We start from the raw sequence: 16776 nt of genomic DNA on the forward strand, positions 1-16776 counted from the left end.
GGTACATATGGGTTTTAATACGTTGAGCGCAGATACCGAAATTGTGCTTTTACTTTGCGGGAGGTTCGGTGGAGAGCGTCAAGAGCCGTTCCAGCCGCTGTCGGCGCGCGACTACGGCGAATTCGCCAAGTGGTTGAATGCTCGAGGACTGCGTCCGGCAGACCTAACGACGGATGCCGGACGCGAGCAACTGCAGGAGGTGCATCATGCGAAATTGGAGCGCACGCGGTTGGAGTTTCTTCTAGGGCGTGGCACAGCGATGGCCCTCGCCTTGGAGCGTTGGAACCGCGGTGGTCTCTGGGTCATTTCGCGCGGGGACGTGGAGTTTCCTAAACGATTGAAGCGCCATCTAAAGCATGCGGCGCCTCCGCTCCTGTACGGAGCAGGTAGAAAAGACCTCTTAGACATCGGCGGTTTGGCCATCATTGGCTCTCGCGATGCGACCGAATCTGCGCTTGAATTCACTAAGAATGTTGCAGAGCAATGTGCCCATGAAGGGCTTGGCGTTATATCAGGCGGCGCACGCGGAGTGGACTCTGCTGCGATGCAAGGTGCAACTGACGCCGGCGGCTACTCGATAGGTGTGCTAGCAAGTGATTTGCTCAAGGCTAGCGTAAACCGTCAGAACCGAATGGGTTTGCAGGATGGCCGATTAGTGCTGGTCTCACCTTTCTATCCAGAGGCCGCATTCAATGCAGGTAACGCAATGGGACGGAACAAGTATATCTACGCCCTATCCGACCGTGCGTTAGTTATTGACTCTGCTCTAGGCAGTGGGGGGACGTGGACGGGCGCCCTGGAGGTACTTAACCAAGAGTGGGTTACGCTGTACGTCCGAACACCTAGCCAGGGGCCGGGCAATGCGGCGTTGATTGAAAAGGGAGCAACTCCTTTCACCTACGTACCAGGGCAAGGTGCATCTCTTTCAGAATACTTCGAAAGCATCTCTACTGCGTCCGACGTTGGCGAGCCCAGCGCTGTGCAGGCATCGTTGCTCGCCATGTCTGAACAGATGCCGGAGACGTCTCAGTTTGCCGTCGGAAATACGGTCGAAAAACAAAGTGTTGGGCCGTTCGCAGGGAATCCGTTGTCAGTGTCTGGGACTGCCTCGGCAGTGTCGACCCTGACGGAGGTGGCTGAGCAAGGCGTCATTGCTACTGGTACATCGCCGGCGGACCCAGCTGCTGTTTTGCTAGATATGTACGACTACTTTGTCAGTAAACTAGCTCATGCGCTCGCGACAGCGCCCTTAACCGACGAACAGATTGCAAATTGTCTAAGGCTTGAGAAGGCCCAGGCCAACGTTTGGCTCAAGCGGGCGCTGGAGGAAGGTCGAGTGGAGAAGCTCACGAGCCCCGTTCGTTATTCACTCAGGCTTCAAACATCGCTGCTAGGGTAAGGTGGAATTACGCACGACAAAACATCACTACCCAAGGATATGGCGACGTAGGCATCCGGACAGACGTCGTCAACTTTCGGACAGCCTGGCGTCTTTCCGGGTTAAAACGTCTGGCAGGACGGCTGCGCTAGGTTGAACCGCTCGGTGTCGCGTCGCAGTACGAACGTCCAATCGGGCCGACTGGACGCAAATTTCACTCGAATCGTCGGCTCAAGCCTCCGAACGACCCGTCGCCGGCTGATTGTCGGGCAAAGTACTCTGCCACGCGGCGTAAGTAATTGAGGTGCCCTTGACCCTCCAGGTGTTGCGGCCGTTGTCCGTACGTCCGAGGACAGTGGCTGAGGCTGCGCTAGGACTCTTAAAGCTGGTGTCTGTAGTGAATACCAGGTGCGTCCCGTCCTTGGACAGCGTTAAAGCGCCCAAGCTGCGCAGATTCTCCCGTAGCTGTTGATAGGAATGCGGCTGCCCTGACCATTCGAGCTTGGCCTGCGAACCGGCCAGAACGATGAACGCGCTGCCATTCTCCTTTCCTGCAGCGGTAAGGTTGTGTATGGCGCTTTCCAGTTCGAACGGCACTGCGTCACCAGCTCCTTCTAACTCGGCCAGCAAAGCCTCTGAAAGGGCAGCCTTACTCTTGCGGTCTTGCAGGCGCCAGTGTGTCTCCAGTTTAGCGAGCATGGCATCCTGACGTTGCTGCATGACGTCCGTTGTCCAGTCCGCGTACTGTAGCACCTGCGTCGTTAACGCAAAGGCCGTAACGCCGCCCTTGGTAAAGTAGGCCGACTTTTTCCAGTCGAAGTCGCGGTTACTGGCCGAGCTATTCTTCTTCCTGCTCAGCAGGGCTAGATTACCGAGTCGGTGCACCCAGAGTTGATGCATCGCTTTCTCCGGCACCCACGCTGCCCATTGGCCGTTCGGTGCTGGCTGCTGCGGCATGACATGCTCGACTGAAACCACGTCATGCTGATAGCTGGCGCTGCCGTCTGAAATTAGATGGTCCAGCCGCAACAGCAACAAGGCAAGGGCACGGGACGAGTGGGTTTCGTACAGTGGTCCGTTCAGCGCTGCGAAGGTTTGATACTGCTCTTCAGGGGAGAGCTGCAGAGGTGATGATGTAGCAAACAGGTCACTACCTGACTCCACTGCACGAGTAAGCGCAGAAAAGCGCTCAATACGCTCATTGACGCCAGCTTTGCGAGCCAATATTGAGTACCCCAGCCGCTCAAGGTCTCGGAAGAAGCTCAGTACGGTATCGGGATGCTGGCGATGCCGTACGAAGAAGACCAGCGCAGGTGGGACCCAGTCCTTGAACTCCAACCGGTTCAACCATCGTAGGTATGCGTTCACCTGTTCGGCGTGGTATTGACTTGCGTAGTCTGCGTCGCGCAATTCGCTAAAGGCTTGCGCCATCGGCAGCAAAACTTCGTCGACAAAAGCACGCGGCTGTTGAGCCGGCGCCACGTGCTCTTTGAACTCCTTGAGCAGAGTACTCTGAGGCTTGGCCTTGCGATAAACCATGCGTATGTGGCTGAATAAGTCGCCGAACTCATCCCGCCCAAGGTCCTCTTCCTCGTCCTCCCACTTTTTAGTGTAGTCGTCGCGTAGTGCCGGTTCGATGCCCCCGATGATTTCTGCCTTGAGAATGTCGGTTGCGCTCAGGTCCAGGCCGCGACTATTGAGCACGCCGAAAATGCGATAGGCCGAATCCAAATCCGGTGTCGCGACGGTCACTAGATAGCAGCGCGTTATGACGAATTGTACCAATCGCACAAGCTGCGCTTGTTGCAGTTTGGCGAGCCCATCCATGAATACCTGGGCGTTGGTGCGCAGACGCGCCTGTGCGTCAGGTAGCACTGCGTTGAGCTTTGCCAGCGCATCCAGGCCGTTTTCGTGTTGCACATATTCCCGGAAAAAGTCCCGGTCGCGCTCGCGCAGCAGTAGGCGGTAACGTGCTTGGGTAGCGGAGACTACATCGCCATGCTCGTAAATGCGTTTAGTAATACCAGCCTGGACCGCCGCATTCTGCACCGTGGCGCGCACGGCAGACAGCAGCAACGTAAGTGTAGTGAGGCGCTGCTGGCCGTCCACTACCGTCGCCTCAGGTGATGCATCACTTTTGATAAGCACGATAGTGCCCAGGAAGTACGGCGCCGCATCGCTGAGCTGAGCTGGTGTGGAGGCCAGCGCGCCTAGCAGGTCGTCAAGCAGTTCCTGGGCCTGGTCTCTACCCCAAGCATAGGGACGCTGATATCCAGGAATTGTGAAGACGTAGTCGTCGCTGAAGATTTTCGCGAGCGATTGTTCTTTGGCGGTGAGAGTGTGAGACAAGGTTTTCTCGCAGTTTTTATATTTAGGTTTGGAATACGCCGATTGGACGATGGCGGCGGCGGCAATGAGCGGCGCTACGACGTTTTTGAGAGGGCGTATGTAATCTCCTGCTAGTTCAGAAGGAAGTGAGCTTCTGCCGCCTTTCGCGGACCAGACGCGCAACACCGTTTGAGGGTAAAAATCCGGCCCTCTAATTTTCAAGCCCAGTTTCGATGACGCGTCATATTCTTGCATATTTATACATGACGTATTATCGAAACTTCACGTGTACCGTCTTGTCGGTCCCGTGCGACGAGCATCACCGTCGAGGTAGCGATACGATTGGCGCTGGCAGCTTCGCGCTTAGGCCGACTGGTTTGCCGGGTTGGCACGCGCGGAGGATACTTTGAAAATCGCGACGCGGCCGTTCTTGACATTGGACTGCTCACGCACTGCACCCACTGCCGCCAATTTTGGGAGGGCATCGCGTACTTGGCGAGCGAACTCTTTCAGCGGAGCGGCCGAGCCGCAGGCTTTGTGCAGGGTCTCCAGCGGAACACCATATGCGCATGTGTTGGCCTCGACGTAGCCGTACAGCCAGGTTTGCAGGCCTTCGCTCAACGATTTGCGCTTCGCCGCTATGAGGTACGTTGGAGCGGTTTCGAACAGCTGGTCGATGCGCGAGTCGAGGTGCACGGACCAATGCGCCAAACCCTCCCAAGCAAAGTTTGCTACAAACCCAAGCGTCCAGCCCGAACCGATGGCACGTGCCAAATTGCTCTGCGTGGCCTCGCCGTTCTTCTTTGTACGGATAACCAGGTACGCGCCTCGCAGGCGGAGCAGGCACTCTTGTAAGCGGATGACGTTGTGCTTGCTGTCGGACCAGCCGAGCTGCGTGCAGAACGTCGACGGCGCAAACTCCAAGGCGCAGCTGGTCGCTTTGCCGGCGTGACGGTTCAGCAGCCCTAGAAGCACTGTTAGGTCATCCTGACCAAGTTCTTTGCCACGGTACTCGATGATAGCGCCGTTAGTAGTCGGGAACGCGCGCTCGATGTAATGGCGGACGAAACGTTTTTTTCCGTCGGCCCCAACGGCTAGGGTGCCTGTACCGACGCCGAAGAGGGCACTGCATAGGATTGCCGCGTTCATAGCGTAGGTCGTGCGGCGCATCTCAGGCGCGTAGACAGTGCCATCAAGCTCCCAGGCCAGTGGGTCGGTGCGCTCAGGCTCAGTGTAGGCGCTCAGGATGGTGATTAGTTCGGCATCGGCTAGCGTCTGTTTTCGGTTCATGACAACTCCTTGTGTGAGCTGTCTAGCGAGAAATTTTATATCGCTTAAAAGTAGCAGACATAAGTGCCACACCCGCCAAAGTGCTTCCGTCGGTGCCCCACCTTTTCGACGCCAGTCCCGCAAATCAACGGTTTTTCCATCCGTTGTGGGCCCACTTTTTTCCGTCGGCCGCCCACTGCGAGAGGCTGAAACCCTGATGAATGCTGTCTCTCTGCCGGCCGTAATCCGTTGTTATACCCGGTCGGCGCGTTTTGGCAGACAACCCGACTTGTGAGCGTCGAGACATGAAAGCTCCGCTGCTTTAGGAGACATACTCCGTCACCCTGCAAAATTGCCGATGACAGTGTTAGGTCGTACTTAAGAGTAGTCCGGAAGATAAGGGTGCCTGGCCTGGGTGGCGCAGCAGTGGTTAAATAAGAGTGTTTCGGACGAAAGAAGAAAGCCTTGACCGCGCACCTTGGCCACCTCGTTTTTAAAAACCGTTGGCCAAGAATGACATGCGCCGCCTAACTGCGTCGGCCCTGACTCCTTTGGTTCGACGCTACTCTCGTCAATAAACTCGTCAGGGCTGTACCGTAACTTGCGAAAACTTTTTCGTCTGGAGCCCAGCGCTCGGCATCTCCCTAATAATCTCGAGAAGCGTTTTTCACGCTCGTACTCCATCAACGGCACAACTGGCTTTCCCCCATCCTGGTGCCCGACGTCGCTTGTGGCGTGGCTTGATGCCGGTCGTTTTCATTCGCCGTGCCATACGGTCTTCGCTTCAGCAGAAATCCAGGGCAAAGGTCACGCGCAGCGGGTCTCCGTTCTCGCAGCGAAATTCAAAGCCGTCTGAGCACCACCGACGATTGGTCTTGTGGACGGCGGCTTTGCCATTGCGCCGTCGCTGCACTTGCGGTGGCATCAGGCGTCGCTGCAGCAGGCCATGGGTACGCATGACGCGATAGACGCGCTTGGCATTGACGACGGTATGCCTTGGTGCTCCCGCTGGCGTCGTAGTGGCCTCAAACCCGTCGGTAGCCATAGCTGGGCAAGTGGGCTATCGACGCAAGGATTTCCGCCACCGAGCCCACGTCGTCGGTTTCACGGACGGAGCAGCCGTCCTGCTAATCGGTCGGACTAGCCAGCTTGACTGCTACATTCGAGCGCACTACACCAAGGACTTCGCAGACTCGTTTCACAGGTCGTCCCCTGGCAATAAGGGTAAGCGCGCTAGCCATTTTCGCGACTTCATCACCTCGACGGCTTTTTTGAGAATCTCGTTTTCCTGGATTTTTGCCGAGTAACCGCTGCAGCTCCCTGATTTGCTTGAGCGCTTCGTTCAGCTTAGAGGCTGGCACGACTTCCTTGCCGGCGCTCACGGCCGAGAGACTACCGTCCTCCTGGTACAGCTTGCGCCAATGGAACAGCTGATTGGATTCACGCCATGTTGGCGTGCCACCATCGATACCGATTTGCCCGGCTCGAAGCGTTCCCTGACCATTGTCAATTTCTCGTCGCTCGACCAGCGCTGCCGGCGTTCCGGCCCCGTCAACACTTCCATCGCTTCTTGCCTAGTATTAGTCATGAGCACAGTCTTATGCCTACCCGCTACTGTAGGTGGGAAAGCGTGTCCGGCGCTTCAGGGGGTGTTCCAATGCAACTTAGCACCGATGCTAAGGTTGCGAACTATCGCCGCCTTACGCACACCAGGTGGCCTTCCCCCACCACGACGGACACTTTCGATAGGTATGATGTCCCTATCGGAGGTATTACATGGCACGTGAAAGACGGGTATTTTCAGAAGAGTTTAAGCGCGAAGCAGTCAAGCTGGTAGGCCAGCCTGGTGCGAGCAAGGCGGCGATAGCCCGTGACCTTGGCATTGGCGCCAATTTGCTGGGACGGTGGTGCAGAGATGCCGACGTCGATGCAGAGGTCGCCGTCGGGAGCGAGAAAGTGTCGGCCCAGGAATACGAGCGCATACGACGCGAGCTGGCGAAGGTCAAGACGGAGCGCGACATATTAAAAAAGGCGCTCGGCTACTTCGCAGCCGACCTCAAGTGAAGTACGGCTTCATCGCCAAATATCGAACCATCTGGCCAACGCGAATGATGTGCCGTCTACTCGGCGTATCGAGCAGCGGTTTTTACGACCGGCTTGGACGGCCTGCAAGTGCGCATGAACGCGAGAATGCCCAGCTTCTCAAGGCAATCAAGCACAGCTTTGATGCCAGCGATGGCACATATGGTTCACCGCGGGTAGTGCGAGACCTTATCGACGCCGGTTTGTCCTGCAGCGAGAACCGCGTAGCGCGACTGATGAAAGCGGCCGGCATCAAGGCCCGCCACAAGCGACGTCGTGCGCCAGGACAGCTCGATTCGCCAGTCCACGCCATCGCGCCGAATCTGTTGGACCGGCAGTTTGAAGCGACAGGGCCGAACCAGAAATGGGCGGCCGACTTTACTTATGTGTGGACTGGCGAAGGCTGGCTGTTTGTCGCTGTTGTCCTCGACCTGTATTCGCGGCGTGTGGTGGGCTGGTCGATGCAGCCGACGATGACGGCACAACTGGTGATGGATGCTCTGCTAATGGCAATTTTCCGACGCGGTCGTCCTCGCGCAGTGGTGCATCACTCCGACCAGGGCTCGCAATACACGAGTGAGGATTTCCAGCGCTTGCTCGAGTCTCACGGCATCGTTTGCAGCATGAGTCGACGCGGTAATTGCTGGGACAACGCTGCAATGGAGAGTTTCTTCTCGACGCTCAAGACTGAGCGCTTAAGCAAAAAGCACTACCGGACCAGGGATGATTTACGTGCCGATGTGTTCGACTATATCGAAAGGTTCTACAATCCACGCCGGCGTCATTCCACTATCGGCTACATCAGCCCGGTACAGTTTGAAAATCTAAAATGCGCCTAACGGAAGTGTCCGTGACGATGGGGGAAGGCCATAGTATGACGATGAGGCAGTAAGACGGTAAGATAGTGAGACCGTCGGGCCAGAAGAGGTAAGAAGGTAAGGCTGAAAGACTGGCAGACGTGCTAATACCTCAACGGAAGAGCCGCAGCGAAATGCCACGGTGTCGACGTGAGTCGCGACCGTGGCAGCAAAATGAACAATCGATTTTCAGTACTTTCGTCCCGGTTTCAGCCGCTCAAGGTTGCCTGCTGCTGCAATGACGTCTTCAGCGCTGTAACTGCTAATTGCGTGTAGTCCGATACGGCAGATTTCGCTCGCGGTAAAGAGTGCACCCTTAACTGCGGCTGCCTTTCGAAGTGCCTCTAGTAGCGCTGAATCTGTCTCCGACATCGAAAAAGTATGGCGAACTACGACCGTTCTTTGGGACGTCGCCTGTGCCGCCTGGTGCTTGCTTAAAGCTGCTGTTAGGTTTGCAAGGACAGCACCTGCTGTTTCAAAACGTTCAATGTTAGCGACGTCTTGTGCCTTGACGCTTGCAGGCACAGTGAGTCCGACTACGCCGAAGGCACCTCCGCCTACCCTCACGCCAAATCAAGCTGCCTTACAGCGCATGAGGCAGCAGTCAGCGCCGGTGAGTATAAGTAGCGGGCAGATTTCCTCTAGGGCTAGCCAACTATTCTCTCAGCGCACTACCTTGTCGACACAGCACAAGCCATTGCCTAATCTAAAGAAAAAGACCGGTTTTATCTCGTGGCGATAGAAATTTTCTCGTAATCGTTGGCGAGAGTGTTGTCATTGGCTGAGCAGGTACAGGCCGCAGCATAACGATGATTAACTTGGACGTAGGAAAGCCCCTTTTGGGGGCTTCTGTCTTACCAAGACTTCATAATGGTCCAAGGCCCAGGCCGCTCTACTATGACCTCCGGATTCTTCTTCAGCCACGCCCTCAGAGCTATCGTGTGTGCGGCGCTCTCTCCAGCGGGCCGCCAAATCAGGATGCGCTCAAATGCCCGCATCCAGCCACCGCTGCCAGATAACTCCATCAGCAGCGCCTTGGCCACCCGCTCTTCGTGCGAGGAATCCGGGCACGCCACCATCACTGCCACGACCTCGTACGACCCGACCCCAAGGTCGAAATTGTTCCGTCCGTATCCCGCCACCAGCCTGCACATCACCTTCGCCATGTGCTCCATAGCAGGTTTTTTCTTGCGCCCGCATTCCGCCTCAACCCAGACCACCGGGTCGAACTGACGACCATTTGCATCGGTCTGAGGCTCAGCTAACAGCAGCGCGTCGGGAATTTTTCCTTGGAAGTCTCCGAACAGCGCGTCCAACTTTCCGATGATTGCTCGGCCGGTGGCAATTTGATATTCGGTATTGACTCCGGCATTGTTTGTTCTCTCGTCAGTCTCCCACCAGATGCAAACTGCGTTCGCAACCTGCCGGTGGTCTACGTGCCGGAAGCAACTTTTCAAAGCCAGCGTGGTCGGATGCGCGTCTTCCTGTCCTGTGATGGCATGAATGCGCGCAGCGCCGGCCGAGGTGATGCAGTACATAGGGCAGCCGCCAGGCTCGTACTGCTGCAGCACTAAGCGGGCCTTCCGAAGGTTTGCGAGGGTTCGTTGAGCCTGGCGTGGCGAGGCGCTGGAACGCCAGCACAGCGCTTGTAGCTCAGCTGCGGATAGAAACCCGTAGCGGGCTAATGCGTCGAGTACAGCGGATTCATTTCGCACCTGTAGGAGGCGATTGTCAGGGCGTGTCTGAACGGTCATGTCTGTCTCCATTGTTGTAGCTTTATGTGCCCTGCACGTGCAGGCATAACTTGTATAGCGACAGCGACGTGCTCTCCACGTGCAATTTTGAAAAAAATACTTGGTCGTACCCTTCGGGGTCGCGCGACCAAGGGGGCGGGTAGTGACGACGGCGAGATTTACGTGACAAACGCGCGGAAAACTAGAACTTTGGTGGCCAGGATTCAGGGATTGACGTGCTGGGGTGAATAGGCCCCTTGAGGTGCATAATTTTTAGTATTTTTTGCCGGTGCGCAATCAAGCGTGTAAATCGGTAGCTATACAAATTAAGGCGGTCGAGATTTACCCGCGCAAAGCGGCCATCTGCGCACTGCCTGCACACCAACCTACACACAGGGAGCACACCACCATGCACACCAAGAATCAAGAGCGACTCACGGGCTACATCGCCACCGGTAGCAAGACCACTGTGTCAATGCCTGAGGTAGTAAAGGCCCGCTACGTCGCCGGATTCGGCGGCGTTAAGGAGTTTCGAATCGAGCTCAATAAGGCCGTCCGAAATGCAGTCCGCGAGCCTGGCATGTCGCGCTCGATGTCGGTGCGTCTGACGCTCGACGCGAAGCTGAGGGCGACGCAGAGCTAAGCGCAGCACCGGTTCAAAACAATAACAATAGTAGGAGACCGAAATTATGAGCCCAGCAGCACAAATCCCTGTACTGATTGACCGCCTGACTGTGAGGGTAGGGCGCAAATCTGGCGTGTATCTCGAGGTCGATATCCGTGGCTCGAAGGTATATATGCCCCCTGACGCCAAGCAACGCACGCTGCATAGCGGCCGAGCTGCAGCCAGAGCATCGCTTGTGGAGAAGCATCTCGCACAGACGTAACTCTCAGTCGTGCACGCAGAAGGCCCGCCCCGTGCAGGCTTTTTCTTACGCTAATGGAGTATCAAATTGGCGCGGCCTGAACGCCGTCTGCCTCGGACCTCGGCTACCGCAACACCAGCCAGCCGCTCCGCCGAGTCCTAGGCTCCGCCCGAGACTCGACTCCGCTGCGCACTTGGCTCCAACAACCTTGCAGCCGCTTAGTCGGGCCTCCAGCTGGCGCCGGAGCCCCAACCGCTGCACTCTCGCTAACCCCCGACGCAACCGCTCAACCCGGCCTCCCGCTGCGCCGGAGCCCGAGCCGCTGCATGCTCGTCCGCATACCGCTACGCCCGCCGGCTACCGCCACCGACCTGCGCTGCATCCTGACGCAAAACCGGTGACGCCGCGGGCCTGCAATAAGGCCGCCGAAGCGCGACGGCCGTTCACGTTGAAAGCAACGGGACTGCTATTGCCGAGCACTAAGCGAGCGCAGCGAGCGAGGAGGACATGCTGGCGCTTACGCTGTGATAGAAATTATTCCCGATTATCGGAGGAACGACGGGCGGAGCATGCGTCGAGGTAAAGATGTCGCGCCCCAGCCCCTGTCTCTGGCCAACCGCCGTACAAGCGACGTGAAAATATTTGCACAGGTCGTGGCCGATAAAACGCTTTTTTGATATACCGGCCAAACACTCGCTATACGTATTATCACCGCGCAGCCTGTGCACATAACAACAACTACCGGAGACACAAAATGAGCATTCTTAGCAAATTCAAGAAGAAGGACGACACCACCCGCTTGTCCGTCACTATCTCAGTACCGACCATGCGCAACATCGACGGCTTCCGCTTGTACGCGCAGAAGAACGGTGCCGGCTACCTGCCTACCCGTGCGGAAGTCATCGAGAACGGTCTGGCCTTTACGTTCGGCGAAGACAAGGTCTTCCCAAAGTTCCTCAAGGACGGTGGCGCTGCTCTGCAGGCGGAAATCGACGCCCTACAAAGCGCAGAAGCTAAAGGTGACGACAAACCAATTGCAACCCCGGTCAAGCCCACAGCTACCGCCGCAACTCAGGCACAGGTAATTCCTGTTGTAACCCCGGTGACGCGGGCGGCACAGACAACCACCGCGACGAGCCCAAGCACTACTGAAGCTGTGACATCTACTACCACGGCGCAGGGCACCAGTCAGCGCCCATACGGCACGCAGAACTAATCACGAAGGCATCGCTAAAGTAAAGGTTAGGCCTCCGGCGCAAGTTGGGGCTTTTCTATTAGTACAAAGGGTTTCACACGCCGCCTGGAACAGCGCTCCTACCCGAGCACAGGTCAGGACTTTGTTTTACGTGCGATGGCTTTCCGCTCGACGCTCGAATGTCGAGATATACCTTGGTACTTACAGTCGTGTGCCACTCCGCCGCGCACGACAGTTCGGGCTCTCGTTCACCATCAGCATACCGATTAGCGCGTGCGCCAGACCCGTGGGCGCACCAACTGCTGCGCATTCGCTCGCCCTAGCAAACCGTCCGACTCAATCGTCAGCTAGGCCAACGACTGAGTCGCTACTTCAAACGATGTGTCAAGGCCGCGGGTGCTGCGAAGTCCGTCAAGGCGCGCACTCTGGCTGACGGTCGTTCACCGATTTCCGTGTGTTGGGGTCTGTTGATGTCAAAGATGTGCGGAAGGGGGCGGGCGTGCTCCTGTTTGCGTAGGTGTGTTGATACTTTGCCGCTTTCGCCATTAGTACAATGACGAATCGGTGCGATTCGTGCTCGCGCCAGCGTATTCGTCTCGTGGCTTGTGCTTAAGGTAGGGAGATGCTGATGTTTCGTTTGCCAGAGCGGTGTTGTTTTCCGAAGTGCCGTTTTTCAGGGTGTACCGATTCCTGCACCGGGTGCTACCTGGTATAAGCCATAATGGCCTATCTTGCAGTGCCTCACCTGTGAGGCAATGATGTCGGCCTTAACGACGGCCTACCCACTTGGGCTTCTGTATTAGGAAGCCAGCGTTATTGAAAACAAGTTCACGACGAAGCTTAGACGTTATCTCATCTACAAGTTGCACGGCAGCGTCGTAGATTCCGACGGCATAGTCAATGTAGACCTCTTCCTCTGCATAGCGGTAGTCGCTCGACTTCTTCCAGTGTGGGAGCTTTTTCAGGACCGGGTCTGTAACGGTCAGCCCGAACTCTTTTGCTCGCTTGGACAAGACCTCTAAGTCATGCGTTTTGAGGTTGGCTTTTTGCTGGTGGAGGAAGACCTTGAACGCTTTTTCGACGCCTAGGTGCAGCTCCCATATGGCAACTGCTGCGTTGGATGGTTTGAGGCTCAAGATATCAGAGACACCCTTCTCGATGTGACGCATGATGCCCGGTACCATTTGCTTCCCTTCGTCAGGAAGGTCCGATGCCGAGTGAAGGGCTAGGTTCGAGCTGCGTGTACGTTTTACTATCGTTGTCACCTTTTCCTCAAACTTCGTACGCTCGTCAGGAGCCAAAGCGCTTAGATTTGGCTTGGACGGAAGGAAGGAGAGCACTGTTTCTGTCTCATGTATAGAGTCGGGCCATATGAGCCACGAAGTTTCGCCCTCGACCTCAACTTTGGAAATCGTTTCCAGAATGTCGAGCTGTATAGGCGTACCGTAGAGCATCACGAGCCCTGGTAGCTTACTTTTGGCAGGAGTGAACACATCAACTCCGTACCTGTTCTCGTACCATTTGCGTATCGCAACTACTATGGCAGAGAACCATTCTTTGTGGAAATATTCGTCGTCCTTGGAATCGCCATATGGCAGTTCCGAGATGCCATCTTTGACGAGCCACATCGCCGACTTGAGCGGGCGGGCGTGGAGGGGAACAGCATCCATTGCGAATGACTCGTCGAACAGCTCTAGCCAATGGCCAGCGCCCTTGGCGAATTCCTCCCAGTCGAGCTTCAATTCTTGTTCCACTTGCGCCCCTAAGTCACATGATGAGATTATTGTAAGGCGAGCAACTATCTATGGGGAGAAATTTGGGGAGAAAGGGGCCGATTTTCTTCCTAATACTGCTCACTACTGCCTACTGTTGCCATGTACAATGGCAGGCAATTTCAACGAGTTACAGTGTTCATGCGGTTCTCCAAGGCAACGACCAGTGGCCTCCGAAGCCAAGGGTCGTGGGTTCGATCCCCGCCAGCCGCGCCATCTCCGCCTGCCGATTCGCGCATTCTTTCCGATATGTTCGCTGGTCACTTATTGTTGACTTGGGGCATTCGTCGCCTTACCATCGATTCATTGAAAAAAATCTAACATGTGTTGCTTGACGCTGCGCGTCGTAACGCGGCGTTGCCCGACGCTCGGCAAGAGCGATGTGGTATTTACGCGCCTGTATGTGTAACGGAACAGGTCTGGCGTGCTTCACCTGTAATAATGCTCGTTTGGTTGCGCTAGCTTCATTTGACAATTGCCTCGCTGTGAAGTGCCGTACAGCGCCGCAAAGTTTGATCTTTGCCGATGCATTTTGTTGTTGCTACACCCGCGCACGATTCGCTCAGCAATGAAGCTTGTTTAATAGAAAATGCTAATATCTGCATTGTCACTAATGCATGGCAGATGGATATGCGTCGATGTCACACGTGGATATGATCGCCAGCAGCTCTGGACACAGACGTCGGAACTCTTCAAGTTGATCGTTTGTCACAAAAGCACCGTGAACTGTTGTTTCCTTCTGACAATCGAACGGCGCAAGGGCAGTTGTCTTTGGGTTGCAGTATTTCCGTGGTATATTAATTGTTAAATTTTTTGCAAAACAGTATTGGGATCGCTCATGAAAGCAGATGAGGTAATTGCAGTCGTCGGGCTGGGCTATGTAGGCCTGCCTTTGGCCGTTGAGTTCGGCAAAAAAGGCCGCACGATCGGCTTTGACCTGTCCGAATCCAAAGTGGCGAATTACCGCGATTTCATCGATCCTACGGGTGAAGTCTCGACCGAAAACCTGAAAGCCGCCCAATACTTGACCGTGACGACCAACCCGGCGCTGCTGGCCGAGGCCGACTATATCGTGGTTGCCGTACCGACCCCGGTCGACAACGCGCACAATCCGGATTTCACCCCGCTGGCCGGCGCCAGCAAATCTGTCGGCAAGCACATGAAGCGCGGCGCCATCGTCGTGTTCGAATCGACCGTGTACCCGGGCGCGACCGAAGAAGTCTGCATCCCGATCATGGAAAAAGAGTCGGGCCTGAAATGGAAGCAGGACTTCCACGTCGGCTTCTCGCCGGAGCGCATCAATCCGGGCGACAAGGAACACACTCTGACCACCATCCTGAAAGTGGTGTCGGGCGACGACGACGAGACGCTGGAGCGCATCGCCCAGCTGTACGAGTCGGTCGTGACCGCCGGCGTGTACCGCGCCTCGAGCATCAAGGTGGCGGAAGCCGCCAAGGTCATCGAAAACACCCAGCGCGACCTGAACATCGCGCTGATGAACGAACTGGCGCTCATCTTCGACAAGATCGGCATCGACACGCTGGAGGTGCTCAAGGCCGCCGGCACCAAATGGAACTTCCTGCCGTTCCGTCCGGGCCTGGTGGGCGGCCACTGCATCGGCGTCGATCCATATTACCTGACGCACAAGGCCGAGATGATCGGCTACCATCCGCAGGTGATCCTGGCGGGCCGCCGCATCAACGATGGCATGGCCAAATTCGTGGCCGAGAAAACCGTCAAGTCGATGATCTCGTCGAACTTCCCGGTCAAGGGCTCACAGGTGAACGTGATCGGCCTGACCTTCAAGGAAAATTGCCCTGACCTGCGCAACTCGAAGGTGGCTGACATCGTGCACGAACTCGAGTCCTATGGCTGCGAGGTCAGCGTTTTCGACCCGCTGGCCGACGCCGACGAGGCGCAGCACGAGTACGGCATCAAGCTGACGCGCTGGGAAGACCTGCCGCAGGGCGATGCGATGGTCGTCGCCGTGGCGCACAAGGAAGTGCTGGAACTGGGTGTCGACGGCCTGCTCAGCAAGCTCAATCCAGGCGGCTGCTTCATCGACGTCAAATCGCAATTCGACCCGCAAGTATTGAGCGACGCCGGTCATTGCGTCTGGCGACTGTAACAACGCCGCGCCTGGCTTAGAAAGTGTCCCGACAGTGAACAAGTTTCAAGAAGTCCAACAACATCTGCGCCAACAGCGCCGTCACTGGCTGGTCACGGGCGCGGCCGGTTTCATCGGCTCGAACCTGGTGGAAGCGCTGCTCAAGCTGGGCCAGCGCGTCACCGGGCTGGACAACTTCGCCACCGGCCACCGCCACAACCTCGAGCAGGTGCGCGAGCTGGTCGGCGACGCCTGGGCCAACTTCGATTTCATCGAGGGCGACATCCGCTCGCTCGACGATTGCCAGCGCGCGTGCGCGGGCGTGGACATCGTGCTGCACCAGGCGGCGCTCGGCTCGGTGCCGCGCTCGATCGCCAACCCGATCCTGACCAATGAGACCAACGTTTCCGGTTTCCTGAACATGCTGGTCGCGGCGCGCGACGCCAAGGCGCGCTTCGTCTACGCCGCCTCGAGCTCGACCTACGGCGACCACCCTGGCCTGCCCAAGGTCGAAGACCGCATCGGCAAGCCGCTGTCGCCGTATGCCGTGACCAAGTACGTCAACGAGCTGTACGCCGACGTGTTCGCCCGCACCTACGGCACCGAGTCGGTCGGCCTGCGCTATTTCAACGTGTTCGGCCCGCGCCAGGACCCGCATGGCGCCTACGCCGCGGTGATCCCGCAATGGGTGGCGGCGCTGATCAACGATGCGGAGCTGCGCATCAACGGCGACGGCGACACCAGCCGCGACTTCTGCTACATCGCCAACGTGGTGCAGGCCAACCTGCTGGCCGCGCTGGCGCCGCAGGAAGCCGTCAACCAGGTCTACAACGTGGCGCTGGGCGACCGCACCACACTGAACGAGCTGTACGAGATGATGCGCGCCGAACTGGCGCCGCGCTTCGCGCATGTGGCCGGCCACGCGCCGCGCCACGTGGAGTTCCGCGCCGGCGACGTGCGCCATTCGCAAGCCGACATCTCGAAAGCAGCAACGATGCTGGCCTACGCCCCGACCCACCGCATCGCCGATGGCCTGAAGGAAGCCATGGACTGGTATGTCCAGGACTTCGCCAGGCAGGGGCGCGCGGCCGTAGCGCCGTCCAAGTCATAAGTACCGGAGGGTAGCGTGTTCAGGATTTCAAACCACTACGTATCGAAGATCGTATTCGTCCTGCTGTTCGTCGAAGTG

General features: G+C 57.0%; 10 protein-coding genes and 1 pseudogene. 6 read left to right on the top strand and 5 right to left on the bottom strand.

The genetic code is table 11. The annotated features are described in order from the left end of the window. The first annotated feature begins 7 nt into the window (after window positions 1-7). Window positions 8-1399 (top strand): DNA-processing protein DprA, encoded by a 1392-nt coding sequence (locus tag FA90_RS25890; RefSeq protein WP_036171673.1) that lies wholly within the window; start codon window positions 8-10, stop codon window positions 1397-1399. Window positions 1400-1609: 210 nt separating this feature from the next. Here the strand turns inward: FA90_RS25890 and FA90_RS19480 are convergent, their stop codons facing one another. From FA90_RS19480 to FA90_RS27375, 3 genes and pseudogenes are all read right to left on the bottom strand, one after another. Then, the gene (locus FA90_RS19480; RefSeq protein WP_239700843.1) at window positions 1610-3961 is read right to left on the bottom strand and encodes a DUF4357 domain-containing protein; all 2352 of its coding nucleotides are present in this window, start codon (window positions 3959-3961) and stop codon (window positions 1610-1612) included. A 108-nt stretch (window positions 3962-4069) separates the two neighbouring features. Beyond that, window positions 4070-4996, bottom strand: a complete 927-nt coding sequence (gene trfA, locus FA90_RS19485) for a plasmid replication initiator TrfA (protein WP_036171679.1) — start codon at window positions 4994-4996, stop codon at window positions 4070-4072. Window positions 4997-5762: 766 nt separating this feature from the next. Further along, window positions 5763-6539, bottom strand: a pseudogene (locus FA90_RS27375) (transposase); the annotation flags it as partial. 212 nt (window positions 6540-6751) lie between these two features. Between FA90_RS27375 and FA90_RS19495 the strand changes: the two are divergent. Beyond that, window positions 6752-7896 (top strand): IS3 family transposase gene (locus tag FA90_RS19495; RefSeq protein WP_156116780.1). Its coding sequence is split into 2 segments (ribosomal slippage): window positions 6752-7010 and window positions 7010-7896, totalling 1146 coding nucleotides; the frame shifts between segments, so codons are not numbered across the junction. 872 nt (window positions 7897-8768) lie between these two features. On the opposite strand, the gene FA90_RS19500 is transcribed toward FA90_RS19495, so the two are convergent. Continuing rightward, entirely contained in the window at window positions 8769-9668 is a 900-nt protein-coding gene (locus tag FA90_RS19500) for a hypothetical protein (protein ID WP_156116781.1), read from the bottom strand. Window positions 9669-10056: 388 nt separating this feature from the next. Between FA90_RS19500 and FA90_RS19505 the strand changes: the two genes are divergently transcribed. Together FA90_RS19505 and FA90_RS19510 are read left to right on the top strand one after the other, a co-directional pair. Then, complete coding sequence (locus tag FA90_RS19505) at window positions 10057-10290, top strand: hypothetical protein (RefSeq protein ID WP_036171692.1); 234 nt, start codon at window positions 10057-10059, stop codon at window positions 10288-10290. Between the two features lie 977 nt (window positions 10291-11267). Continuing rightward, the gene (locus FA90_RS19510; RefSeq protein ID WP_036171695.1) at window positions 11268-11729 is read left to right on the top strand and encodes a hypothetical protein; all 462 of its coding nucleotides are present in this window, start codon (window positions 11268-11270) and stop codon (window positions 11727-11729) included. Between the two features lie 746 nt (window positions 11730-12475). Here the strand turns inward: FA90_RS19510 and FA90_RS19515 are convergent. Further along, complete coding sequence (locus FA90_RS19515; protein ID WP_036171697.1) at window positions 12476-13450, bottom strand: hypothetical protein; 975 nt, start codon at window positions 13448-13450, stop codon at window positions 12476-12478. A gap of 868 nt (window positions 13451-14318) precedes the next feature. On the opposite strand from FA90_RS19515, the gene FA90_RS19520 reads away from it, so the two are divergent. Further along, a complete protein-coding gene (locus tag FA90_RS19520; RefSeq protein WP_036171700.1) occupies window positions 14319-15608 on the top strand; it encodes a nucleotide sugar dehydrogenase in 1290 nt (429 codons plus the stop codon). 34 nt (window positions 15609-15642) lie between these two features. After that, window positions 15643-16698 (top strand): SDR family oxidoreductase, encoded by a 1056-nt coding sequence (locus FA90_RS19525; protein WP_036171703.1) that lies wholly within the window; start codon window positions 15643-15645, stop codon window positions 16696-16698. The last annotated feature ends 78 nt before the right edge of the window (window positions 16699-16776 follow it).

The organism is Massilia sp. 9096 (assembly GCF_000745265.1).
In the GTDB taxonomy this organism is placed as follows: Bacteria; Pseudomonadota; Gammaproteobacteria; order Burkholderiales; family Burkholderiaceae_D; genus Telluria.